Raw genomic sequence first — 25,460 nt, 5'->3', positions numbered from 1 at the left:
CTAAGAGAAAGGCGTCGCATGCAGCAGAATCACTCCAACGAACGTCCTAACCTTTGGCATGATGTCCCGACCAATCGATTCTCTCGCAAGAGCGCACGGTATCGTGCGCGACCGATCTTTCGCCAGCAGCAAGACCTGTTCGCGCGATTGTTTCCCACCGTCCTGCTCGTATTGGCTACTGTGTTCGTGTTGATAGCTGGATTTCTTACCGTTGCCAACGGGGCGTGCAGTTCTGCTGATGCTGCTTCTGCCGAAGAAGGACAGAAGACTGTACAACCCGTGAAGAGCACCGCGCGCGATCAGTGGATCCGTGGGAAAATGCCTTATCTCTATCAGATCGATGCTGAATGGGCGGCTACACCCTATGCCGGAGGGACCGTAGCTGACTCGGGTTGTGGGCCAACCTGTCTGTCGATGGTATATGTTTGCCTCACAGGGAAGAAGGACAAGGATCCAGCACAAATGGCAGCGTTCTCTACGAACAATGGCTATATCGACTGCGGCATGACCAGCTGGATGTTCATGACCGACGGCGCTGCACGCTTGGGGCTTTCTTCTCGTGAATTGCCTGCGGATGAGAGTGTGATCCGTCGAGAGCTTGATGCGGGCCATCCTATCATCGCAAGCGTTTCGCCAGGCGATTTCACGGAGAAGGGCCACTTCATCGTGCTTGCAGGAACTGATGCATTCGGCCGTATCTTGGTGCGTGATCCTAACAGCGCCGAACGTTCTGCGCAAGCCTGGGATTTAAGTCGTATCTTGTCTCAGACCCGCAACCTTTGGTCCTTCTCCTATTGAGCAACAGACACTTCGGACACTTCGGGGACGGGTTCAAATCTGTCCAGGACAAAAAGGGGACAGGCCAGGATTCCCTTTCACGGGAGTCGCTGGCCTGCTCTTGAGCTATTCGGATGATGGACGTGTCGCTTGACTGAAAGCTCCTATAGCTTGCCACCGTAGACGGGGAAGGCGGAAGCGTCGCCGTAATCGATGGCGCCGACGGATTCCAGTGCGCTCATGTCCTCGGGCGAGATGACAAAATCCACTTCGGCGTTGGTTGCCATATGTGCGGGATTGGAAGTCTTGGGAAGCGTGACGCAATCGAGCTGCAGGCAGTAGCGGATGCACAGCTGCGGCACGGACACGTTGTACTTGTCTGCGATCGCGGCCACGGTGCTGTTGTCCAGGATGGCGCCATGAGCAACAGGGGAGTATGCCTCGGTAACGATGTTGTGGTCGTTGTCGAATTCGATCAGATGAAGCGGCGTGTTGCCCACATGGCACAGTACCTGGTTCACCTGCGGAACCACTGAACAATTAGCCAGGATGTTCTCCAGGTCGCCCTGCTGGAAGTTTGAAACACCAATAGCGCGTAGCTTGCCAGCGCGCAGTGCATCTTCCAGCGCACGATACGCCTCAACGTTGCCCTCAAAGAAGCGATCATCGCTCTGGTTCACATCCATCCAAGGCTGCGGCGAATGGATGATCATCATGTCCAGGTAGTCCAGGCCCATGGTCGAGAGTGTCTGGTCGATGCTTTGCGCGGCGCTGTCGTAGTCCTTATGTTCGGCGGCAACCTTGCTTACTACGAACAAGTCTTCGCGGGGCACACCACAGGCGCGCACGCCGCGGCCCACACCCGCTTCATTGCCATAAGCCTGCGCGGTGTCGATGTGACGATATCCGATCTTCACCGCATCGATCACAGCCCGCTCTGCTTCAGCGTCTTCCATCAACCACGTGCCAAGACCCAGCTTGGGGATTGAAACGCCGTTATTCAGTTCCATTGTCTCTTGTAAGATCATGATGCATCCTTTCCTTCGCGCATGATCGATTGTGTGAGCGTGGGCTCTTGATGTCATGAATCGATTATAGGAGCCAGGATCGGGGTGCAGGTGAAGGTAGGGAATAGGTTTGGCAACGAATTAGTGACAGAGTGTCATTCTTTTGGCTCGAATGCTTTCATCAGCAGCGCAACGATGCCGCACAGCAAGCCTCCGATAGGCCACGGCAGCCAGAAGAACGCGACAAGGCCTGAGCTGTAGCTATCCACCGTGCCGTTTGCGAACGGGACGAATAGCAAGAGTAGCGCGATAGCGGTGGCCAAGATCATGATGGTGCCGCAGATCGCGCCGATGCGCTTGTCGGTAGTGCGCGTTCTGCGAAGGCGGCCCTTGTGTTCTTCGGCGATGGGTGCAGCTTCGAATTCGGCTTCTTCCATATCTTCGGCTGCGGAACGGTTGTAGTTTTCGATATTGATGCGCCCGAGCGTCATCGACCCATTCACGATGAAGGCAACCCCGATAGAAACGCAGGCTAACATCAGCGTGACACCAAGGGTGCTGGTTTCGTAGCTGCCGAACAAGATCACCAAGCTCACGCCAACGAAGATGCACAGGATGCCTCCGACCAGCTGATACGCAAATGAAGCGCGGGCCTTCGTCTTGTCTTCGCTGGTGTAGAAGTCTTCGATGAAGGGATGGGCGCGCACGAATTGAGCGCGCGCCAAACTCGCAGGGATGATGAGCGCTAGACCTGCCGCTATGCCTAGCAGGATGATGAAGGTGCCGAGCGCCGCAGCAACATTGTCCGTGATTCCCAGTATGGGGGCCAGAGTAGGACCGTCCTCGCTGAGGAAGGGCATGGCAAGCGCGGTTCCCATGATGAAGGCAGCCACACCAAACGCGATCTTCAGGCCGAACGTGCGCATGGTCTTGTCGTAGTCGAACACGTCCGCAGGCGGTGTTGAGGGGTTCGATGGGGAAGCTTGGGGTGCCTGGCGTCCAGTGAGGTCGCCTTGGACCAGTTCGTCTAGTGTACAGTCGAAGATCTGACACATCTTTATAAGCTTATCCATTTCAGGATACGACCGATCCGATTCCCATTTGGTAACCGCCTGACGGCTGACACCCAGCATCATAGCGAGTTGTTCCTGGGTCATGTTGTGCGTCGCGCGCAAGTGAATAAGGTTGTCGCGAAAGCTCATCATTGCCACCTTTCTGAGGTTTCATTTTCGTTGTTATTACTAAGGCCGGCAATGAAAAGATTATGGAACAACAGCCCTTGGCACCACCAACTTCTGGCAGCAATTTTCAATTCGAGATGCTACCGAAAGTTGCAAACTCCTGATGACGTCACCTTTTTTGGAAGCTCTTATGTTTAGGCACCCGTCGCATAGCATAGGAGCTAGCCATTTTGAGCATACTCACGATGATATAATCACGATGCCAGACAACTTAATACTGAAGGCGTAAACCACGATAAAGGAGGGCATCTGCTCACCCTTCTAATGCGTGGTTGCGTATTTTTTGGTTGTCTGGCGACTCGGGTGGATGCCTTCCTTTTTTGTTGCTCGCTAATTGCAGTCTTATTTTCCCAAGTAAAGCGCTTATGCTAAGCTAGACAATGCCAGACAACCTAATAGTTTTCAAAGTTAACCACGTTTCCAGGTGAAGTTTTCGCCTGCTCTTTCGTAGTTCAACTGAATAATGCCTTGTTTGTCTGGCTTATGCGTAAATGAAGGATTTTGCTACATGGGCTAGGTGAAAATATGTCTGAAAAAAAGCGCATCTTTGTTCCAAAAGGATTAGTGCTTGCAGGATTTGTCGCGATTACCGTTTTTATGGTTGTGGTCTTGACCGCATGCGGAAATACTACAAGGTCTAGTAGCGAAATAACTTATGAAAATAAAATTGCTGGATTTTCGGCTTCTTTTCCAAAAGAGCCAGAAGTTGAGACATCGAGAGAGAACATAAATGGTTTGGATGTCTCTACGATGGATTTTGATAGTGGTAGTGGTGTTGAATTTACTGACGTGATGGTGAGTACGCCAGTAAAGAAAATCGCTATTTCAAAGATTCCAGAAGAGGAATATAAGGAATATCTGATTGACGGCCTTAGAGGAACATTGCATATGTTTGATACCGTCTTGAAGCCAAGAGATAGTGGATTTAATTATGCAATATCGAGTGTTGATGAATATCCATGCGCAGTTGCAATTGAGCCATATGTTTGGATTGACGAAGACGGAGTGGAACGTGAGGAAGTTTATTGCTATGCGATGTTCTTAATTACCCCACAACAGATTTATGTCGTTTATGGTACTCGAACTAGCTATAACGCTGCTCAAGCAGCTCTAGACTCTTTTAAGTTGATTTAGTAGGGCTCAGTCGTATTTCGCGAATTTGAAAGGGGAAAAATGAAAATCGAAAGCAGCCTTCACAGGTTTTCCTGGCTTTTTATCTCGATCATGTTGGTACTTTCTACTGCATTTTTGGTCGGATGTTCGGTTCAAGGTAATGGCTCTTCTAAAAACACATCGAATGAGAGTGGGTATGAAGAAGCTGTTTTTCAAGGCATATGTTTTGATATTCCCAAAAACGTGGAACTACAGGTCGAGCATGACACTTCAGCCATGTATGGCTTGGATGAAAAAGCGAAGAATCCGTATGCGCTAACAATTTATTGGGAATATGCCCCCGGCGAAAAAACAACAGCTCGAAGTTGGTATCAGACGTTTAGCGAGTTTGAGGACTGCGAGTTAGTAACTGCTAATGGAATAGAGATATGTGTTCAGACAGATTTTGCCTACTCAACGATAAGTCTGCATTTTTCATATAATGGTGCATTTTATTCTGCGATGATCAGCTACGACGATGGTACAAAGTCTGAATATAAGGAATATGCAAAGAACTTTTACAAGAGCATTCGAGCAGCTAGTGGTTCTGCTAGCAATAAGGAATCTGTGAAATCATCCTCTAACGTTCCAGATGGAGCAGTTGAGTGGTCTAAGGCAAGCCAGTATGTAGGAAAAACGGCAACTTTCTATGGCAAGGTTGTAGATGCGGAATATGCTTCGACAAGCAACAGCAGCCCTACTTTCCTTGATTTGGGCGCAGCTTATCCCGATCCAAATCGTCTTAGCGTAGTTATCTGGGGAAAGAACAGAAAGAACTTTTCATCTGCTCCCGAGAATGCATACAAGGGAAAGACTATCGCTGTAACGGGTGAAATATACCGATATGACGGAGTCTGCAATATAGAGATTTCCTCGCCTAAGCAAATTGAAGTATTGGATTAGCGAAAAGACTTTTATCTCGCTTTATATCAAAAAGGAGAGAGACCATGGAGAACTCTCAGAAACGCACCGATTCAGGTACTGTAAAACCGACAATTGTAAAACGGACTTTTGTGGGAATCGGACTAGGTCTAATTATTGTATTGATTGTACTAATTGCCGTTGTTGGGCTGTTGTTCATGTGGCAAGTTAATCCTTTTCTGCGCTATTGGTTTGAATCAACAGCGGGGCCTATCGGTTTATTGATTTGCGATGCTATGGATTCTGCTTCAAATGCACTTTTTGGCTGGATATGGTGAAGTTTTAGGAATATGCATTTGCTCTAATATGGATTGGTTTGGCTTCTTCATAGTTTTCGGCTTGGTGGCTTATGGGATCCTCATGGCCATATTTGCGAGTTGGGCTAACAAGAAATAGGGCAAACAAAAAGCACCCATTTGGGTGCTTTTGAGTTCTTATGGCTCCCCGGGTAGGACTCGAACCTACAACCCTTCGGTTAACAGGCCGACACATCTGCAATATGCAACCATTTCTAGCTTTATTTGCGCTGGTCAAAGCTATAGATAGGCATGTGTAACAACTACTGAGATTATGACCATTGTGTCCTGATTGTGTCCTGAATCCCAGTTAGGGAAAAGGGGATAATCAGGACACATTTCCCATGCTTGCTCTAGCTGCGCTACTCTTTATTATTGCGAACAAATGTTCTATCATTCTGTCCATGTCTCATATCTATAAAACAAGCAACGGGAAGAGCGTGCGCCAGTATAAGCGTTACGTGGATGTCTTGCTTCGCCATACCTCATTAGGCGGCATGATCCCCTATGCCATTTGTTGGGTAGATGGAAGAACTTACTACATAGACGAAGTCCTGAATGTCGAGGATCCATGGCCCGACTGTAAGGGGCATTGGGAAGTGAAGTACACAATTCGCCTAGCTGATCATGTGACCGATCTATACCTAGAGCAGACTATTAGAGACAAAGACTCAGATGAGATAGCCAAGGCGCGCTGGTGGGTCATGGCTGTCGAGTATAGGGATCGCAATCGTCTTTGTGATAAATAGTCCAAGTCTAGATTACATGTTTCATTAGGTGCTATACTTATTTTGCCAAACATCCTGAAGCAAGAAAGCATCGTAAGAAAACTTATGCTGGAGGGCATCTGTTCAACCAGTTGTGCTTTCTTGCTCAATATGGATTTTGGCGACATATGGGCGGATGCCTTCCATCGTCGCTGCGATTCACGGATATTCACCGACTTGTAAAGTTAGATAGGCTGCTGATATGGCTGCAGTTGCTATCGCTATGATCAGATGGGTCTCCGACATTTACTGGATTGTTGCCTTCGGTGTGATGACTCGAAAATCCTGGGGCGATAGATACAGGCACTTTGCCGGCGCTTATGGCAAATGGATTCAGGATACACGTAAGCAACCTGCTTGGCTAATGGACAACGGTTTTGTTAACGAAAGGAGAAGATGTGTTAGAGCGCAAAACTTCTATTCGTAATCCCTTATTTAAAATTGGCTTTCTTATGGCAGCTTTGCTGGCTTGGGCATGTATATCGATATGTCCTCAAACAGCCTATGCTGAAAAGGTTCAGATAGGTGAACTAACATATACTTTTAACAATGGGTCCATCGATAATATACAGAGCAATACTACGATGAGCGCTGTTGTACCAGAAAAGATTAACGGTGTGCCTGTTACTAATATACACCTGTACAAAAAAAGCATAGCCCACCTTGACGTTTCTAAGTGTTCTTCGCTCGAATCCTTATACTGGTACGGTGATACCCTTACTTCCCTCAACGTGTCTGGCCTCACTTCGCTAAAAACCTTATTTTGCCGGGATTACAGTCTTACCTCCCTCAACGTGTCTGGCCTCACTTCGCTCGAAACCCTAGACTGCAGTGGCTGCAACCTCGCCTCTCTTAACGTGTCTGGAGCCACCTCGTTGAAAGAGTTAACGTGCTACAGAAGCAATCTTACTTCCCTCAACGTGTCTGGTCTTACTTCGCTCGAAACATTAATCTGCTATTCCAACAAGCTCACCTCCCTCAATGTGTCTGGGGCTACCTCGTTAAAAGAGCTAAATTGTTATTCCAATAAGCTCACATCCCTTAACGTATCTGGCTTCACTTCGCTCGAAACTCTAAGTTGTTACTCCAATAGCCTCACCTCCCTTGACTTGTCTGGAGCAACCTCGCTGAAGGCCTTAGACTGCTGTTCCAACGAGCTTACCTCCCTTAACGTATCTGGCCTCACTTCACTCGAAACTCTAAATTGTTACTCCAATAGCCTCACCTCCCTTGACTTGTCTGGAGCAACCTCGCTGAAGACCTTAGACTGCTGTTCCAATGAGCTTACCTCCCTCGATGTTTCGAAGCTTAAGTTATTGAGTGTTCTCTATTGTTGGCGCAACAATATTGCAGATACTTCTGCACTCGAAGCGTGGTCAGCCGTAGCGGGGCATGATGGTAGTGTCCTTCCACAAAGAAATCAGAGTGGTTCGAGTAGCAATCTTGGCAACACGGGAACAGCTACCAATCCTGGTCAATCGAGCGGCAGCTCTTCAGCTAACTCGACTGGATCAAGCACCTCCGCAACTCAACCTCCTTCCGCACCATCGATTTCTGGTACATGGGTGAAATCGGGTAATCGTTGGTGGTTCAAGTACGACAGTAAGACCCAACAAGCTCTTAAGAGCAGCAAGAACTACCCGACCAACACTTGGGTCACCATCAAAGGAAAGCGTTATCACTTCGATGCCAAAGGCTATATGCACACCAAATGGCAGAAGCTGAACAACAAGTGGTATTTCTTCGGATCCGACGGTGCCATGAAGACTGGCTGGCAGAAGTCATCTGGCAAGTGGTACTTCATGGCAAGTGATGGCGTGATGAAGACTGGCTGGCTCGACAATGGTGGCAAGCGTTACTACCTAAACGGCTCGGGTGCTATGGTCAAAGGCTGGCAAAAGCTCTCGAACACCTGGTATTACTTCAATGGGTCTGGTGTCATGTCTAAAGGCTGGACCAAGGTAAAAGGCAAATGGTATTTCCTCGATACCTCTAGTGGAGCTATGAAGACTGGATGGCTGGATAACGGCGGACAACGCTACTTGCTGAATTCTTCAGGGGCCATGCTTGCTGGATGGGCTAAGTTGGGAGGCAAATGGTATTACTTCAACAAGTCTGGCTACATGCAGAAAAGCAAATGGATATCTGGCAAGTATTGGGTTGGCAGCGATGGCGTTATGGCAACCAGCTCATGGGTTGACAATGGTAAATACTACGTAGATAGTGCTGGTAAATGGGTCAAGCAAGGCTCGTCTGCTGGAAAGCAAATTGCCGTTAATAAGCTGACATCGAAAACCTGGATCACGCACAAATCGATCAAGCCCAGAGAATATCAGATCAACTTCTATAGTGACGGAACGTACACGCAACAGTTCTATTGGCTTAAGTATCCTTACAGTTCTAACACGACATATGGAAGATGGAAATATGCAGGTATGGAGAATGGCAGCTATCGCTACAATACGTACAACACCAGTGGCGTTTACGATGGATATGTATGCATCTCATCTTCAGGAACCATGTCATTCGTTCGGAGTAGCGGAAGCACAATTGCGCTCTATTAAGAGTTGTCATAGAAGGCTTAACGAGACATAGTCAGGGTAAAGTCTCAAACTGTCAAGCTTAATAGAACTGTCCTGATTGGAACCGACTATTTACAAACAGCATATATCTCTGTCCATGCAGGCCAACTAGAGTGCTTCAGTTGGCCTGTTTTGCTCTCCCTATCGGTCAACAAGCCATCCTCTCTTGTCAGAATGCCCGCAAGAAACCATCGGACAATTCAGGCTCTCCGCAACCTTAGATGTTAGCCTTATAGAAAATCTGCTCAGAGAGATGTCTCTTGCCCACCTTTGGAATCCCAGTACTACTTAGCTACTACTTAGTTACTACGCTGCTAGTCCTCATTTTTTCGACCCTGAGAAACGGGGGAGATTGTCTCACGGGTCCTTCCTAATATCCTAATACCCTCATCATCTTAATATACCTACCCCCCCCTGGTTACATAGGCAACCACTGTTGCCACCTCCTGTGGGCTGCTGTCATGTCTTCAGCTGAATCCTTCGTTTGCCAGTGGGGATGACTTCGTGCAGATCGGAGCGTCATGCCCTAGCGTGACCGGCTTGCCCGTGGCTTCCGATTCTCGCGCCTGCAAGCCTAATCCCACCTAAGATCCCTATTCAGTTGTCAAGGTGCATTTGCCCACCTCGGTTGCCATGTTGGCCTCTTATAGCGTCTCGAGCCCGCTCAGACCATCGCCTTTGATTTCTGGGCTACTGGGTTAAAGGAGAGGACCAGCTCCTCTTCTGTCCTTGCGACCCAATGTAATCCCTAAGCGAAAGGAGAGGTCGAATGGAAACAACACTAGAGGTGGCAGCAACTACTAACCAAGTTCAGGAGTGCGATGCTTCGCTCAACAGGCGTGCCCGTAAGGCTGCGGCAAGCTTTCTCAAACGGAGAGACTTCGAGATCTTGGAACATGACTGGTTCTGTCCAGCTGGTTCGGTTGACGTGGTCTGCATGGATGAGGACACCCTCGTTTTCGTGGAGGTCATTGCTCGCTCAGATGCCAGCAAGGGCTTCCCGAGTGACAAGGTAGACCAGAAGAAGCGAGAGCGCTACGAGAAGATCGCTGCAAGTTATCTTCAGCAACACACGCTGACCGATACAAGCGTCAGGTTCGACGTGGTGAGCATCCTTGTCCTTGGTGAGGACAGGGCCTTCCTGAGACACCACATCAACGCGTTTGGTTGCATGTAAGTCCGAGAGAACTAGCAGGGCTAGTCGGTTGAACTGGCTAACCCTGCCTATCTAATCATGAGTGAGGTAAAGCCTCACATCATAAGGAAACCAAGTAATGCTAGGAATGTAATTGCTTGTGTTACTAAGTTAACTAGGAAGCTTTCTCCTGGGGGCGGTGCCCCATCCACAAGAGTAGGAGTTTTAGATAACCTTGCCATCCCAGCAATCCAATTCGCTTCGCGTAAAAGATAAATAAGATGACTTAGTTAACCAAGAAAGCTAGGCAGCAGGGGGTACCCCTACTGCCAATTTCTATAAGGATGACCCCCCCTCAAGCCAATGCTATCTTCTGAACACATGACTGAAGTTATTGCCAGACTGATACCGGAACTTGATACTCTTGTTGAGCAACCTGTTTACTTTTTCCAGAGTCATATCCGAAGCTCGTATTACTTCAGCTCGGTCAACCCACTCTTTGTTTTCAAGGAGCTTCTCGCACACGGCCTCTAGCAGCTCAAGCTCGGCATTATCCTTGTCCGTTTTGCTTCTACGACTGGTTCTTGATGAAGCGCAATCAAAGCAGGCGAGCTTACCAGTTGTGTCAGGAATGCAAAGAGGATGTTCGAACCTGTAATTGACAGGTCGCTGCTCAGGATAGTCTCGAAGAGCGAACTCCATACGCATGGCATTCTCATCTGGTTTCAGCCAGCTTACGTCCATAATCGCATCGAAGTATCTTCCAAGGACGCTTGAGCCGCAGGATCGCTCTGTAACATCCTTTTGGGTCTGTGAACCTTTGGAGTGATGATGCACGACACCTACGGCGCATCCAAGCACTTTGCAGATCCGATCGACCTGTTCACAAAACTCCTTTATCACATGAGTTTCGTTTTCGCTTCCATTGACGAGGAAGTACATAGGGTCAATCAAGACCAAACTTATCTTGTCTTGTCTGAATTTTGATATGAGCGACGTGGCCAGTTCGGCTGCGTCAAAAGGCTCGGCCGTGCGAAGCATTATATCGAGGTTACTTTCAAGAAGATCGTTGTCCACGTCCATCGCTGTTGCGATGTCAGCCACACGCATCCTGAATTGGTTATCATCTATTTCCAGGTTCACATAGAGCACCTTGCCCTGCTTACATGGAAAGCCAAGCCACTCTTTTCCCGTGGCAATAGAGATGGCAAGCTGGATCGCGAGGAAGGATTTCCAGCCTTTAGCTGGTCCGTCAATTAAGAACTTGCCGCGCTCACGCACAATGCCTTCGATAAGCGCTGGTGGCCGTTCAGGAATCTTAGATTTATCGCGAGTTGCTGAGACGGTTTCTAAGCTCATGGGCAATTCTGGGTTCTTGGATCCCTGCGACGGACACATGAAACCAGGCATGACTGGACAAAAACTATTGTTGTTGGAGCTGTTAGCCATTGATGCCACCTCCCGTGATGACATAGTTAATAAGGTTCACTTTGGGCACGTATAGCCTCCGTCCGATTCGGCAACCAGGTAAGCCACCGTTGTTTATTTCGGTTCGGATTGTCTGCTCGGATAATCCCGTCAGAACTTTCATATCCTGGACGGTTAGTAAATCTGGGAGGTCCTGGAAAAGGGAACCCGGTCGCTCCCAACTGTGAGAACCTACATGTTCTGAAAGAGCGTCAAGTGCGTACATGACAGACTCCTTTCTTTATCTAACAATAATTACTATAAAGTAACTCTGACCTGGGAAAATGTTCCTCCTTCCTGTTGACGTAGCGGGCTGGTCAGAGTAAAATGATGTTGTCCCGCAAAACACATGATACATAGCGGGACGATTTGTTAACATCTTTTCTTTGGCGGGACAAAGGAGACGCAATGGAGCAGACAGCCCTCGATGTTTTAGGAGCGCATACAGAGGTGTTCGATCAAGAAATGGATCTTGTTCACCCGATTTGTTGGGTAGTTGTAGATTCGGTGCAGCTTTGCACCCTTGAAGAAAGCCCCCTCTCAGAAATTAACTATTACATCGCCACCTTGGATCCTGATAGCGAGCGCAACCCAGAAGTCATGAGCTATGAGGAGCTTCCAATTGAGTTCTTTAATCATCAGCTCATGGAATGCGATGAAGGGAGTTCAGAAAGCGTGCTTAATTTTATTAAAGAGTGGGGAATGCCTTTTAGCCCAGTTCGCACTGATACAGTCTGCGACGCAGGATTTGATGCTTTGCGGGGCAAGTCTTCTGAGGGGGTCATCGAAACCGATTATTTGTATTCAGTAGAGGAGCTACAAGGCTCCTGGATCATTTCTGAAAAAGAGGCAAGGTCAACTATTGGCCTACTTAAGAAAGTTGTTGAGGAGCTAAGGGATTACGTGGTTGAGTTTCATGAGTCTACAGGGGATCCTAGTTCTCCTGAAAAAAGAGAGCAGTTGATGCGTAGGCGTTATCGGATTGGCTCTGTGCTTAACGCCGGATCCTGCAACCCGCTTAGCGTTGGCCCAATGATGAACGAGCAATTGCATATTGATGCGGATATAATCCCTCTTTCTTGCTTGGGTTTACTGACTTCAGCAATATGCAATCAGATTATTGAGTCGATTGGGAACAAGGAAGTCCCATGGCGCAAATGCGCGTGCGTTGGTTGTAATGCAGTCTTCAAGTACCAGCAATCATCGGCCAGAAAGCCCTATGCGGATTCCTATTACTGCTGTGTTCTACATGCAGAAAGACAGAGAAAACGAAACAACAGAAAACCCCGGTAGAGGTTTAGCCAAATTCACTCAGGTCGCTGGGTGTTTTGGATATAGCAATTGACCAGCGCAGATAGGCAGAAAGGAGGTTAGTAAAATGGCAAAAGGAGACGGATCGATCATAAAGCTCGGAAGAGATCACTGGCGAGTTCGCGTTGACTATGGCAAGGATCCGCTAACAGGGAAGCGGCAGGTTGTGTCAAAGACAATACACGGCACAAAAGCTGACGCTCGAAGACTTCGTGATAAGCTTCGCGCTGAGAAGGAGAGCGGAATCAGACCCAATGCAGGCAAGATTACATTGTCAGAATTTATTGTGGACTGGGCGAACTCACGGAGGACAGTGGGTAAGGCAAGCGAGCGAACCATTACGGGCGAGCAACGTGCTTTGCGTCACGTAGAAAAGCACTTGGGGTCTTGTCGCATTGCTGATATCACACCACAGATGATTGAGCGGGCCTACGCTCTGATTCGAGAAGAAGGAAAGATTGGCGGCACCACGCTCAACAAGATTCATACTTCTTTGAAGAACGTGTTTAGAAAGGCACATGATTATGGTCTTATTATGAGAAACCCATGTGACCACGTTGAGGCACCTCAGCGAGACAAGGCTGAAAGAAAATCCCTTACCAAGGAGGAGTTCTCTCGTTTGGCTTCCCGTCTTAGTGAGGCGGAACGTGCAACCTACGAAGCCTTATCAGAAAAGGAAGCTAAACAATTCGAGCGAGGAAACACTTTTGGACGATCGTTCATTAGAGGTATTGCTCCGATTAGCTGTGTTCAGGTTGTGCGTATTGCTGCCGCAACTGGCATGAGACGAGGCGAGATTCTTGGTTTGACTTGGGGTGCGGTTGACTTACAGCGAAAGTCGATATCTGTTAGGCAATCTCTATCAGCAGATGGCGAGCTTAAGAAACCTAAAACCCAAGCGGGTATAAGAACAATCAGTATGGGTGAAAGCAGTGTGCAGAGCTTGCTGCAGTGGAAAGCAAGGCAGGCAGCAGAACTGCGGAAATTCGGGGTAGTCCAAACAGATGACACACCAGTCTGCTGTTCGAATGTTGGCGGCTTCCTCAATGGCTCCAACTTCGAACACTGGTGGAAGAAGTTTAGGATAGCCAATGGTTTCCCTGATCTAAAGTTGCACGAACTACGGCACACGCAGGCAACCCTGCTCGTAGGTGAGGGCACAGATATCAAGACAGTCCAGGATCGTCTAGGCCACTCAAGCGCATCAACAACGCTCGATTGGTATTCCCATGCCATGCCAGAAAACGATCTTGCCGCTGCGCAACATATTGACAACTTGTTTGATGAAGAATCACAGTCAGTGATTACTAAATTTGAGGAACGCAAATCTGCATAATCGGTGTGTCGTTGTGTCCTCGTTGTGTCCTGGGGAAGAAATAGAGGCCATAGAAAAGAAGCAGGTCAGACAATAAATACTGCCTGACCTGGTAAATCCTGGCTCCCCGGGTAGGACTCGAACCTACAACCCTTCGGTTAACAGCCGAATGCTCTGCCATTGAGCTACCGAGGAATATCTGCCTCATCTCTGACGCTTGATAAATTATAGAGCAACGGAAAATCTTTGCAATATGAATCACAAACTTTTCCAGGTGAGGTTAGGTTCCTTACTCGGTGATGGTGGCGTGGATCTCTTGCAGAGAGGTTACGCCGCCTTCTTCGTTGCTCTCCACGGTGGCGATGCCCTTCGCAGAAGCGAGCGCCGCTGCCATGGTGGTGAAGTAGGGCGTATGCGCCTTGATGGTGGTCTTGCGTACGTAAGAGTCATCTTCCACGCTTTCGCTGGTTGCGGCAGGCGTGTTGATCACCAGGTCCATCTCGCCGTTGGTTATCATGTCCACCATGTTCGGACGACCTTCGTGCATCTTCTTCACGGTGGTCACTTCCAGGCCTTCGTCAGCGATGACCTTCGCGCTGCCGCCCGTAGCGTAGAGCTTGAAGCCCGCATCTGCCAGCGCGTGAGCCAGCTCGGGCAGTTCACCCTTGTCCTTGTTCGACACAGTGACCAGCACGTTGCCACCCTTGGGCAGGACGGTCTGCGTGGCTTCCTGCGCCTTGAAAAACGCTTCACCGAAGGTCTTGGCCATGCCCAGAACTTCGCCGGTCGAGCGCATCTCAGGGCCCAGCACCGGGTCAACTTCGGGGAACATGTTGAACGGAAGCACAGCTTCTTTCACGCCGTAATATTCGTAGTTCTTTTCCTTCAGCGCAGGGATGGGTGAAGGCAGACCCGTGAGCGGCATGGTGATGACCTCGGTAGCGATGGGCACCATCTGGATGTTGCAGATCTTGGATACCAGCGGCACCGTACGGCTTGCGCGCGGGTTGGCTTCCAGCACGTAGACCACGTCATTTTCGATGGCGTACTGCATGTTCATCAGGCCGCGCACATGCATGGCTTCTGCGATGCGTTTGGTGTAGTCGCGAATGGTGGCCAGGTGCTTGTCGGAGATGTTCACCGAGGGTAGTACGCAGGCGGAGTCGCCTGAATGGACGCCTGCCAGTTCAATGTGTTCCATAACGGCCGGGATGTAGGCTTCTTCGCCGTCGCAGATAGCGTCCGCTTCGCATTCCAGTGCATGATTCAGGAAGCGATCGACCAAGATGGGGCGATCGGGTGTTACGCCAACTGCGGCGTTCATGTAGTTGATCAGGTTCTCGTCGTCGTAGACCACTTCCATGCCGCGGCCGCCCAGCACGTAGCTGGGGCGCACCATAACGGGATAGCCGATGCGATGCGCGATCTCGAGCGCGTCGTCCACGGTAACGGCCATGTCGGATTCCGGCATGGGGATGCCCAGTTCGTCCATCATGGCGCGGAAGCGATCGCGGTCTTCAGCCAGGTCGATGATCTCGGGGCTGGTGCCCAGGATGTTCACGCCCGCAGCCTTCAGCTCGGCCGAAAGGTTCAGCGGGGTCTGACCGCCGAACTGCGCGATAACGCCCAGCGGCTTCTCTTTTTCATAGATAGAGAGCACGTCTTCGGTGGTCAGTGGCTCGAAGTAGAGCTTGTCGGACGTGTCGTAGTCGGTAGAGACGGTCTCAGGGTTGCAGTTCACGATGATGGTCTCGAAGCCTAGCTTCTTCAGCGCGATGGATGCATGCACGCAGCAGTAGTCGAACTCGATGCCCTGGCCGATGCGGTTCGGACCGCCGCCCAGGATCATGACCTTGCGGTTGTTCGTGGTGGTGGAGTGGTCAGGCGCGTTGTAGGTTGAATAGTAGTACGCGCTATCCTGCGTGGAGCTTACATGCACGCCTTCCCAGGCCTCGGTCACACCCATGCCTATGCGCTGTTCGCGGATGTCCTTTTCAGGGATGTTCATCAGCTGCGAAAGGTATTTGTCGGCGAAGCCATTCTGCTTGGCGCTCTTCAGCATGCCATCAGGCAGCAGCTGGCCAGGATTTTCCTTCGCCCAGGCTAAGATCAGTTCCTCTTCGTCCACCAGTTCCTTCATCTGTTCGATGAAGTAGCACTTGATCTTGGTGCGGTCGTGCAGTTCTTCCACCGTGGCGCCCTTGCGCAGTGCTTCATACATTGCGAACTGGCGCTTCGAGGTAGGAGTGGAAACGTAGCGTAGCAGTTCTTCCTTGGTCTGGTCGTGGAAATCGCCCACGAAGCCCAGTCCGTAGCAGCCCTGCTCCAGCGAGCGGATGGCTTTCTGGAAGGCTTCCTTGTAGGTCTTGCCGATGCTCATCACTTCGCCCACGGCGCGCATCTGAGTGCCCAGTTCGTCCTTCACGCCCTTGAACTTCTCGAATGCCCAACGTGCGAACTTCAGTACCACGTAGTCGCCGCCAGCAACGTATTTGTCCAGCGTGCCGTGCTTGCCGCAGGGGATCTCGTCCAGGTTCAGGCCTGCTGCCAGCATCGCGGAGATGAGTGCGATGGGGAAGCCCGTGGCCTTTGAGGCCAGCGCAGAGGAGCGCGAAGTACGCGGGTTGATCTCGATGATTATCTCGCGGTCGGTGACAGGGTCATGTGCCCACTGAACGTTGGTGCCGCCTACGACCTGGACCGCTTCGACGATGCGATGGGACTTCTCTTCCAGGCGCTTGATGACGTCTTCGGAGATGGTCTGCATGGGCGCGGCGCAGAACGAGTCGCCAGTGTGAACGCCCATGGGGTCGATGTTCTCGATGGTGCAGATGGTGATCATGTTGCCCTTCGAGTCGCGGACTACTTCGTATTCGAGCTCTTCCCAGCCGATGACGGATTCTTCGACCAGTACTTCGTGCACTGGGGATGCTTGCAGGCCGCGCGCCACTACGGTGCGGAGTTCATCGATGTTGTAGACCAGGCCGCCGCCCGTGCCGCCCATGGTGTAGGCAGGGCGCAGCACGCAGGGATAGCCCAGGCGCTCTGCGATCTCGACCGCATCTTCGACGGTGTAGGCCACTTCAGAGCGTGCCATCTCGATACCCAGCGATTCCATGGTCTTCTTGAATTCGTTGCGGTCTTCACCGCGTTCAATAGCGTCCACCTGAACGCCGATGACCTTTACGTCGTACTTGTCCAAGATACCCTTGTTCGCCAGTTCAGCGCACAGGTTCAAGGCAGACTGGCCACCGAGGTTCGGCAGCAGCGCATCGGGGCGTTCTTTTGCGATGATCTGTTCCAAGCGCTCACAGTTGAGCGGCTCGATATAGGTGACGTCGGCCGTGTCAGGGTCGGTCATGATGGTTGCGGGGTTGGAGTTCACCAGCACGATCTGATATCCAAGGGCTCGGAGCGCCTTGCAGGCCTGAGTGCCTGAATAGTCGAATTCGCATGCTTGCCCGATGATGATAGGTCCAGAGCCAATGATCAATACCTTATGGATATCGGTGCGCTTTCCCATATTCGCTCCTTCTGCTTGCGAATGGTTTTGGCAGCTTGCACGCGTGCGCGCGGGCGACCAAAACCCGTGCCAGTATTTCTTTTTCAAGGCTTCATTATAAGACACTTTTTCCTGAACAAGGGCGCGCGCCGGTGTATGTTTAACTGAAAGGAAACAAGCGGGTGTCAAAATCGCATCTATCAGGTGCTCGCACGGGTGCAGGGCTACAATAAGGCCATAAGAAAATGAATTCTGCGAGGAAAGGAATCGCTATGAAATTGGATGCAGCACTCGACGACATGGAGCAGGGTGTCTTGACCGATGCAGAGTTTGCCGATCAAGAGACCGAGCTTGAGGACGTGCAGAACTATCTTCAGGATGAAGTGATGGATCCGGGCAGCATGGACAGCGATTTGGAAGATGCGTACCGTGATTTTCACGATAACAAGGGCTTCGATGGCATCGAGGTTGGAGGCTATACGAACACGCAGCTTGAAAATGCTGTGCTGGATGAAGTGGGGCTTGACCTGCCGGAAGAGGGCTTCCATGTAGAAGATGCGTTCGGTAATTATGAATCGGAGGCAGATATTCCCAACAGTGGTCGTTTGGACGACTATGACGTTGAAGAGCTTTCCAACGATGAACCCGAAGTGACCATGCTCGAACCTGATGACATGCTGATGGGCTTCGAGATGGAACGTGATACCACCGAAGATGGTCATGTCCACATGGATGTTGTCACTCCTGACGTTGACGAATAATAGGGGACGGAGGCAGAACTGTCCTAGGCAGCCTTGCTTGCGTTTCTGGCCGGGTCACACCGGAGATGGTTGAAAGGGAGCGTTCGTGCGCTCCCTTTCATTTTGTGGACGATTCAAGGCGTGTCCCTTTCTGTCCAGAGGAAATACGATAGAATAGCAACGCGCCGCAGGGTGCATTCGGGCCCATAGCTCAACGGTGGAGCAGGGGACTCATAATCCTTTGGTTCTCGGTTCGAATCCGGGTGGGCCCACCATTTCAGGCAGACGCGAGCACGACACGAGCCTATTTCGAAGCGGTCATGGCGCCAAGTTCGAAAGGGTGCTGCGCCAAGGCGCAGGTCGGGCTCGCTTTTCTTTTGATGGGGAAACCATTTGGGACAGGGAAACCATTTGGACGAAAGGGGAGCAATGGAGCCGACCAACGATATCGACGCGCTGATGGAGCGCATCAAGATCCAGGAGACCACTTACGAATTCGATCACTTGGATGAAGAACTTGCGATGCAGATGGGCATCTATGTGATCCGTCGTGCTCGTGAGCTGGGCAAGCCCGTTGCCACCCGCGTGACGCTGAACCATCGCACGCTATTCGCTTATTCCATGGCGGGCACGAAACCTGAAAGCGACAATTGGATCCGCCGCAAGGAGAATATCTCGTACGCCACCAATGGCAGTTCCTACTATTGGGAGTGCTGGTGCGAGCTGGGTCAACATCCGCTCGAGTGGCGTGGCATGTCGTATGAGGATTATGCGCCTGCGGGTGGTTGCATGCCGCTGCACATCAAGGGCGTGGGCATGGTGGGTACGCTCACCATTTCAGGCATGGCAAGCCATGAAGACCACGCGCTGGCGTTCGAGACCATTGGCAAAGCGGCAACGGGCCAGCTTGACGTGGATCTGAGCGGGCTGTTCTAACAGCGCTGCGCTCTTCGTCGTTCACGGAGGTAACCCAGTACCCGCTGTGAACCCTGATATACTTTAGTACCGTATCCATCCACAAATTCAGTCGATCCATAGGGGAAGAGACCGCATGAGTAGCGATAGTTTTGCAACGAGCGTAAAGAAGAGCGATGCTTTGAAGGCGGACTTGCTGGAGCATCCGACGAAGTACATCATGCTCACGGGCGACCGCCCCACTGGGCGCTTGCACATGGGCCACTATTTCGGCACCATCCAGGAGCGTGTGAAGCTGCAGGATACGGGCGTGCCGACGCGCGTTGTTATTGCGGACTATCAGGTGATCACCGACCGCGACACCACCGATGCCATCCAGGACAATGTCTACAACATGGTCATCGACTATCTGGCGTGCGGGATCGATCCTGAAAAGACGCTCATCTTCACCCACTCGGCGGTGCCGGCGCTCAATCAGCTGATGCTGCCGTTCCTTTCGCTGGTCACGGAATCCGAGCTGCACCGCAACCCTACCGTGAAGGCGGAAATGGAAGCATCGGGTCATGCGCTCACGGGGTTGCTGCTCACCTATCCCATTCACCAGGCGTGCGACATCCTGTTCTGCAAGGGCAATGTGGTGCCCGTTGGTAAGGACCAGCTGCCACATATCGAGATCACCCGCACCATCGCTCGCCGTTTCAACGAACGCTATGGACACGTGTTCCCTGAACCTGAAGGCCTGCTCAACGATGCTCCCGAGATCCCTGGTCTTGATGGTCGCAAGATGTCGAAGAGCTATGGCAACGCCATCAGCCTGTGCTTCACTGAAGAAGAAACGGCGAAGCTCATCAAGAAATCCCAGACCGACTCCGAGCGTTTCATCACGTTCGACAAGGAGAACCGACCAGGTGTTTCGGCGCTGCTCACCACGGCAGCATTGTGCACGGGCCGTACCGAAGAGGAGATCGCAGAACAGATCGGCAACGATGGTTCGGGCGCGCTGAAGAAGTACGTCACCGAAAGCGTGAACGAATTTCTGGCGCCCATTCGCGCACGTCGTCGCGAGCTCGAAGGCGACCTGGGCTACATCAAGGACATCCTTCACGAAGGCAATAAGAAGGCCAACCTTATCGCGGACGCGACGCTCAATGAAGTGCGCGAAGCGATGAACATGCTCTACTAGCACAGGCGTTGCCATTATGAGCCTGCCAAAGGATCGTCGCATCGCGATAGCCGCGTGGGTCTGCCGCGTGTGCTTCACATTCGTGTTCGTGGTGAACGTGCACTGCGCGCTTTCCTATGTGCTGGTCCCGCGCGATTTCATGGGTGGATTCCAGCTTTCAGGCATCGAGGGTGTGGTAGCTATCCAGGGTATTGGCATCGCATTCTTGATGTGGAATGCCACCTACCCAGCCTTCATCGTGAAACCGCAGCGCTTCATCGTGCTCGGGTGGGTCATCCTGGCACAGCAGGTCATCGGGTTAGTAGGTGAAAGTTCGATCTACCTTTCGCTTCCAGCAGGCAACGTTGAACTTGCGCACAGCATCGGCAGCTTCATCATATTCGATTCATTGGGTCTGGTGCTGATGGCTATTTCGTTCATCGCGTTGCTGGTGTGCAAGCGCAAAGCATAGGGGATCGAGCTGTTTTGCTCTTGGGCGTTGCTGCAGCACGTTCTCTTCACGCAAACCTTCATGCAAAGTGTGTAGCTTAGGTTGAGATACGAACAACTGGGCGGATTGTCTATTTTATTTTCACTATGCGCTCTATACACTAGTCCTTGTACGAATTCATGGGGGAGCCACTTGGTGGTTACCTCCTTATTTATTGGTGGTAGTAGGGCACACTGCGCCACTGGGCTACGTTCTAGAAGGAATCACCGACGCAATGAGCTTGACCTACATCGTTGGCATCGACATCGGCTCGACCACTGTGAAAGCGGTCGTACTCGATCCGTTGTGCAATAAGGTCGTGTTGCGTTCTTATCAGCGTCACCATTCGCGCCAGGTGGAAACAGCAGAGAGCATCATCGAGCAGATCGGCCACGATTTCCCTGATGCGATGCTGAAGCTCGTATTCACGGGTTCAGGTGGTGCAACGGTCGCTCAAGCATTGGGTGCTGGATTCATCCAGGAGGTTGCTGCTACGTCTTTGGCTATCCAAAAGCTCCATCCTGCTGCTCGTACCATCATCGAGCTGGGCGGGCAGGATGCCAAGGTGGTGCTGTTGACGCAGGGCGAAGACGGTACGCCGCAGGTCAGCGACATGCGCATGAACGGTTCGTGTGCTGGCGGCACAGGTGCCTTCATCGACGAGATCGCCGCTTTGCTCGACACGCCCGTTGAGCAGTTCAATAGCTTAGCCCAAGCAGGGGATACGGTGCATGCAATTTCAGGGCGCTGCGGCGTTTATGCCAAGACCGATATCCAGCCTTTGCTCAACAGTGGCGTTGCCAAGGAAGACATCGCGCTTTCGGTATTCCACGCTATCGCAAAGCAAACGATCGGCGGTTTGGCTCAGGGCTGCTCCATTGATCCGCCCGTGGTGTTCGCGGGTGGCCCGTTGCTGTTCAATCCGCGCTTGATCGACGTGTTCGCAGAGCGTCTTGGCCTTTCGCCTGATCAAGTCATCATCCCTGATCATCCTGAAACATTGGTGGCATTGGGCGCTGCCTTCGCCGCTAACGAGAAGATAGCTGATTCATGCCCACAGTTCGAACCAGCGCATGTTGCAAAAGCACTGAAAGCGCTGGCCAGTGAACATGAAGGTACGATCGACAACCCTCCGCTGTTCGCATCTGAACAAGAGCGCACTGCATTCGATACACGCCATGGACGCACCGAAGAAGCACGCGGCCCCCAGGCAGGCTTGACTCAGGCATATCTGGGTATCGATGCGGGAAGCACCACCACCAAGGTGGCATTGATTGCAAAGGATGGATCGCTGCTGGACTTTCGCTATGGTCCCAATAATGGCGAGCCGATCGAGACTGCACGCGCGTTCCTGCTCTCTATCTACCAGGCCTGGCAAGAAGCTGATGGCGATCTGGAGGTGCTTGGATTCTGCACCACGGGCTATGGTGAGGATCTGCTGGCGGAAGCGTTCAAGGCAGATTGTCATGTAGTGGAGACCGTGGCGCACTCGCGAGCAGCTCTTGAGGCGCAACCAGGCGCTACCTTCGTGCTCGATATCGGCGGGCAGGACATGAAGGCCATTTGGCTCGATAATGGCATCGTTACTGACATCATCATCAACGAAGCGTGTTCTTCAGGCTGCGGTTCGTTCTTGGAAGGCTTTGCGGCATCGCTTGGCTTCGAGCGTGAACAGATCGCTCAAGCTGCGTTCGCTTCCAAATCTCCCGCCAGCTTGGGTAGTCGTTGTACCGTATTCATGACCAGCAGCGTCATCTCAGAGCAGCGTAATGGTAAGAGCCCCGAAGATATCATGGCGGGTCTGTGTCGCGCCATCATCGAGAACTTGTTCACCAAGGTCATCCGTGTTTCCAATAAGGACAAGCTGGGAGATGCGATCGTGGTGCAGGGCGGCACGTTCTGCAACGATGCAGTATTGAAATGCTTCGAGGACTACCTTGGTCGCGAAGTTACGCGAGCAACGAACCCAGCGCTCACGGGCGCTATCGGTGCGGCACTCATCGCGCGCGAGCAGCGCCAGCAGGAATGGGGTGCTACCAAGCCAGCGCCATCGCGCTTCATCGGCTTCGAGGCGCTGAAGGAACTTTCCTATGAACGCGAGGACGGCGTGGTTTGTTCGCTGTGCTCGAATCAGTGTCCGCGTACGATGGTGCGCTTCTCAACGGGTGCGGTCCATGTGACCGGCAATCGTTGCGAGCGCGGCGCGCGGATCGAGAAAGATATCGCCGAGCCTTTGGTGGCGGACTTGGATTCTTATGGTGTGCCGCAGGACAAGGCGAAGAACCTCTTCAATGATCGCAAGAGCTTGCTGCTCAAGAAGTATCCGTATGAACAGGTCGGGCCGTCCATGGATGTGACCATCGGGCTGCCCCGCGTGCTCTCGATCTGGGACAATGCGCCTTTTTGGACCACCATGCTGCGTGCGCTCGGATTCGAGGTGGTGCTCTCGAGTCCTAGCACGCGTGAGATGTTCGAAGCAGGGCTTCCTTCGGTCATGTCGGATACCATCTGCTTCCCAGCGAAGCTCGCGCATGGTCACGTGCGGAATCTGGTCAAGCGCCAGGTCGATCGCGTCTTCATGCCCATCGTTGCTACGGTGGAAGCTGAAGGCATGGCTGAAACGGCCGATTCCATGTGTGCGGTGGTGAAGGGCTATCCGCTGGTCATCCGTTCTTCGGATGATCCCGAGTCTACTTGGGATATGCCTTTCGATACGCCTATCTTCCACTGGCCCAAGAAGGGCGATCGCGTGCGTCAGCTCTGCGACTATTTCGAAGAGAACTTCGGTATTGCTCCTGACCTTACCGAACGCGCTATCGCGCAGGGTGATGCAGCTCAGCAAGCATTCCGTACTGAGCTTGTGCGTCGCGGCGAAGCAGTGATCGATCAGGCCCGCAAGCAGGGAACCTATGCGGTGGTCATCGCTTCGCGTCCCTATCATAACGACCCGCTCGTCAACCATGATGTGCAAGAACTGTTCACGAGCCGTGGCGTCTCGGTGATCCCGGCCGATGCGCTCCCAGGGCTCGATCAGGTCGATCTTCAGGGGAGCAGGCTCGATATCGTGAATAACTTCCACGCGCGCATGTTAGCATCCGCGCTCATAGTGGCGCGGGATGAGAATTTGGAATACGCGCAGCTCGTGAGCTTCGGCTGCGGGCACGATGCGTATCTCTCTGACGAGATCGTGCGCATGATGAAAGAGACCACGGGCAAGGTTCCGCTTATCTTGAAGGTTGATGAAAGCGATGCTACGGGGCCGCTTGGTATCCGTGTTCGTTCGTTCTTAGAGACCAACGATGCGAAGCACCGCAAACTCCATGCTCGTTCAGCTTACGAGACGCAAGAGCAACAGCGTGCGCGTCTTGCGCAGACCGCAGAACTTGGCGACCCGTATGAGGTGAAGTTCTATTCAGAAGATGTACCTGAGCGCACCATCTTGGTTCCGAACACGTCGCATGCCTTCAGCATGGTGATGTCTGCCGTCTTTGCCATGCAGGGGGTTCGCACGGTTTCGCTTGGTATTGGCAGGGAAGAGGCCATCCGTCTTGGTAAGCGCTACGTTCACAATGACATCTGCTTCCCAGCCCAGATCGTTATCGGCGAAGCGCTCAGTGCGCTCGAGAGCGGGAAGTATGACCCGAACAACACCGCCGTTATGATGGCGAAGTATCTGGGCGACTGTCGTTTGACCCACTACAGTGCACTGCTGCGCAAGGCGCTCGACGACGCTGGCTATGAACAGGTTCCCATCGTCACCAATGATGACCAGGATGATCGTAACCTGCACCCGGGATTCAAGTTCAATACGCTCTCAGCGTTGCGCACGGCTTTCTGCTTGCCGATGATCGATGCGTATGAAGAGCTCTTGCGTAAGATCAGGCCCTACGAACTGGTTCCTGGTTCGGCGGACGCTGCGTTCGATGAAGCGCTCGATCTTCTGATCGAAGGCCTGGTATCAGGCGGGATCCGCGGAGCGAAACGCGGCTTCAAGCGTGGTATCGATGTGCTGTGCAGCGTGGAGTACGATCGAAGCGTACCGCGTCCTAAGGTGTTGATCGTAGGGGAGTACCTGCTCAACTTCCATCCTGGTGCCAATAATGATATCGAGGGCTATTTGGAGAATAATGGCTTCGAAGTGGTCGAGGCGCGCATGACCGATGTTATTCGCAAGACCTACTTCTACCGACTCACGCAAGTGCGTGAATTCAAGGTAGAGAGATCGATCCAGGAACGAGCCTTCTTGCGCATCACCGATATGGCTTTCGAGGCTGCTCATCGTATGACCGATCGCATCGCTCGCAAGCATCCGCTCTATGAACCTCCTGCTCATTTGCCCGAATTGGTGAAAGAGAGCGATTCTATCATCCACCATGGATTCGATGCTGGCGAAGGCGTGCTCATTCCCGCCGAGATCTTGCATAATTACAAGAAAGGGTTGCGTTCCTTCGTCATCTTGCAGCCCTTCGGCTGCTTGCCCAATCATATCGTGGGGCGTGGCATCGTTAAGAGCTTGCGCAAAGAATGTCCCGATGCACGCATCCTTACGCTCGACTACGATCCTGACGTGAGCATCGCTAATGTGGAGAATCGCCTTCAGATGCTCATCATGTCCTCCAAATGATCCTCCTTCACGCAGGCAGATTCTGTAAGGGAGCTGGAGGTTCTTCTTTATTGAAG

General features: G+C 51.8%; 18 protein-coding genes and 2 tRNA genes. 14 read left to right on the top strand and 6 right to left on the bottom strand.

Going from position 1 to position 25,460, the window contains the following annotated elements:
• Nucleotides 1-18: 18 nt before the first annotated feature.
• The gene (locus tag NFR25_RS04520) at nt 19-798 is read left to right on the top strand and encodes a C39 family peptidase (protein ID WP_251198061.1); all 780 of its coding nucleotides are present in this window, start codon (nt 19-21) and stop codon (nt 796-798) included.
• Nucleotides 799-941: 143 nt separating this feature from the next.
• Here NFR25_RS04520 and NFR25_RS04515 read toward each other — a convergent pair whose 3' ends face one another.
• Nucleotides 942-1,805 carry an aldo/keto reductase gene (locus tag NFR25_RS04515; protein ID WP_251198060.1) on the bottom strand — a complete coding sequence of 288 codons (864 nt, stop codon included), beginning with the start codon at nt 1,803-1,805 and terminating at the stop codon, nt 942-944.
• A 134-nt stretch (nt 1,806-1,939) separates the two neighbouring features.
• Nucleotides 1,940-2,986: a helix-turn-helix transcriptional regulator gene (locus NFR25_RS04510; RefSeq protein ID WP_251198059.1), complete on the bottom strand. Its 1,047-nt coding sequence runs from the start codon at nt 2,984-2,986 to the stop codon at nt 1,940-1,942.
• Between the two features lie 564 nt (nt 2,987-3,550).
• On the opposite strand from NFR25_RS04510, the gene NFR25_RS04505 reads away from it, so the two are divergent.
• The 5 genes from NFR25_RS04505 to NFR25_RS04485 all read left to right on the top strand — a co-directional run bounded on the left by NFR25_RS04505 (nt 3,551) and on the right by NFR25_RS04485 (nt 9,920).
• Nucleotides 3,551-4,159: a hypothetical protein gene (locus NFR25_RS04505; RefSeq protein ID WP_251198058.1), complete on the top strand. Its 609-nt coding sequence runs from the start codon at nt 3,551-3,553 to the stop codon at nt 4,157-4,159.
• A 39-nt stretch (nt 4,160-4,198) separates the two neighbouring features.
• The gene (locus tag NFR25_RS04500) at nt 4,199-5,080 is read left to right on the top strand and encodes a hypothetical protein (protein WP_251198057.1); all 882 of its coding nucleotides are present in this window, start codon (nt 4,199-4,201) and stop codon (nt 5,078-5,080) included.
• A 44-nt stretch (nt 5,081-5,124) separates the two neighbouring features.
• Nucleotides 5,125-5,376 carry a hypothetical protein gene (locus NFR25_RS04495; RefSeq protein ID WP_251198056.1) on the top strand — a complete coding sequence of 84 codons (252 nt, stop codon included), beginning with the start codon at nt 5,125-5,127 and terminating at the stop codon, nt 5,374-5,376.
• Between the two features lie 2,350 nt (nt 5,377-7,726).
• The gene (locus NFR25_RS04490) at nt 7,727-8,725 is read left to right on the top strand and encodes a PspC-like choline-binding domain-containing protein (protein ID WP_251198055.1); all 999 of its coding nucleotides are present in this window, start codon (nt 7,727-7,729) and stop codon (nt 8,723-8,725) included.
• A gap of 787 nt (nt 8,726-9,512) precedes the next feature.
• Nucleotides 9,513-9,920, top strand: coding sequence for a YraN family protein (locus tag NFR25_RS04485; protein WP_251198054.1), 408 nt, complete (start codon nt 9,513-9,515; stop codon nt 9,918-9,920).
• A gap of 324 nt (nt 9,921-10,244) precedes the next feature.
• Here NFR25_RS04485 and NFR25_RS04480 read toward each other — a convergent pair whose 3' ends face one another.
• Together NFR25_RS04480 and NFR25_RS07475 are read right to left on the bottom strand one after the other, a co-directional pair.
• Nucleotides 10,245-11,327, bottom strand: a complete 1,083-nt coding sequence (locus NFR25_RS04480) for an AAA family ATPase (protein WP_251198053.1) — start codon at nt 11,325-11,327, stop codon at nt 10,245-10,247.
• Nucleotides 11,320-11,571 (bottom strand): helix-turn-helix domain-containing protein, encoded by a 252-nt coding sequence (locus NFR25_RS07475; protein ID WP_420840607.1) that lies wholly within the window; start codon nt 11,569-11,571, stop codon nt 11,320-11,322. Before NFR25_RS07475 ends, NFR25_RS04480 begins: the two co-directional genes overlap by 8 nt.
• Before the next feature lie 182 nt (nt 11,572-11,753).
• Between NFR25_RS07475 and NFR25_RS04475 the strand changes: the two genes are divergently transcribed.
• Together NFR25_RS04475 and NFR25_RS04470 are read left to right on the top strand one after the other, a co-directional pair.
• Complete coding sequence (locus NFR25_RS04475; RefSeq protein ID WP_251198052.1) at nt 11,754-12,638, top strand: hypothetical protein; 885 nt, start codon at nt 11,754-11,756, stop codon at nt 12,636-12,638.
• 85 nt (nt 12,639-12,723) lie between these two features.
• Nucleotides 12,724-13,992 (top strand): tyrosine-type recombinase/integrase, encoded by a 1,269-nt coding sequence (locus NFR25_RS04470; protein WP_251198051.1) that lies wholly within the window; start codon nt 12,724-12,726, stop codon nt 13,990-13,992.
• 99 nt (nt 13,993-14,091) lie between these two features.
• Here NFR25_RS04470 and NFR25_RS04465 read toward each other — a convergent pair.
• Nucleotides 14,092-14,166: transfer RNA gene (locus NFR25_RS04465), tRNA-Asn, on the bottom strand.
• Between the two features lie 94 nt (nt 14,167-14,260).
• A complete protein-coding gene (gene carB, locus NFR25_RS04460; protein ID WP_251198050.1) occupies nt 14,261-17,494 on the bottom strand; it encodes a carbamoyl-phosphate synthase large subunit in 3,234 nt (1,077 codons plus the stop codon).
• 251 nt (nt 17,495-17,745) lie between these two features.
• Between carB and NFR25_RS04455 the strand changes: the two genes are divergently transcribed.
• From NFR25_RS04455 to NFR25_RS04430, 6 genes are all read left to right on the top strand, one after another.
• Nucleotides 17,746-18,234, top strand: coding sequence for a hypothetical protein (locus tag NFR25_RS04455; RefSeq protein WP_251198049.1), 489 nt, complete (start codon nt 17,746-17,748; stop codon nt 18,232-18,234).
• A gap of 179 nt (nt 18,235-18,413) precedes the next feature.
• Nucleotides 18,414-18,488: transfer RNA gene (locus NFR25_RS04450), tRNA-Ile, on the top strand.
• 154 nt (nt 18,489-18,642) lie between these two features.
• Nucleotides 18,643-19,149, top strand: coding sequence for a heme-binding protein (locus tag NFR25_RS04445; protein ID WP_251198048.1), 507 nt, complete (start codon nt 18,643-18,645; stop codon nt 19,147-19,149).
• 115 nt (nt 19,150-19,264) lie between these two features.
• The gene (gene trpS, locus NFR25_RS04440; RefSeq protein WP_251198047.1) at nt 19,265-20,311 is read left to right on the top strand and encodes a tryptophan--tRNA ligase; all 1,047 of its coding nucleotides are present in this window, start codon (nt 19,265-19,267) and stop codon (nt 20,309-20,311) included.
• A 16-nt stretch (nt 20,312-20,327) separates the two neighbouring features.
• Complete coding sequence (locus NFR25_RS04435) at nt 20,328-20,762, top strand: hypothetical protein (RefSeq protein WP_251198046.1); 435 nt, start codon at nt 20,328-20,330, stop codon at nt 20,760-20,762.
• A gap of 253 nt (nt 20,763-21,015) precedes the next feature.
• A complete protein-coding gene (locus tag NFR25_RS04430) occupies nt 21,016-25,404 on the top strand; it encodes an acyl-CoA dehydratase activase (protein ID WP_251198045.1) in 4,389 nt (1,462 codons plus the stop codon).
• Nucleotides 25,405-25,460: the final 56 nt, after the last annotated feature.

Source organism: Anaerotardibacter muris (genome assembly GCF_943192915.1).
GTDB classification, from domain to species: Bacteria; Actinomycetota; Coriobacteriia; order Coriobacteriales; family Eggerthellaceae; genus Anaerotardibacter; species Anaerotardibacter muris.
The sequence above is the reverse complement of the archived record's forward strand: the minus strand, read 5'-3'. Positions and strand labels throughout refer to the sequence as shown.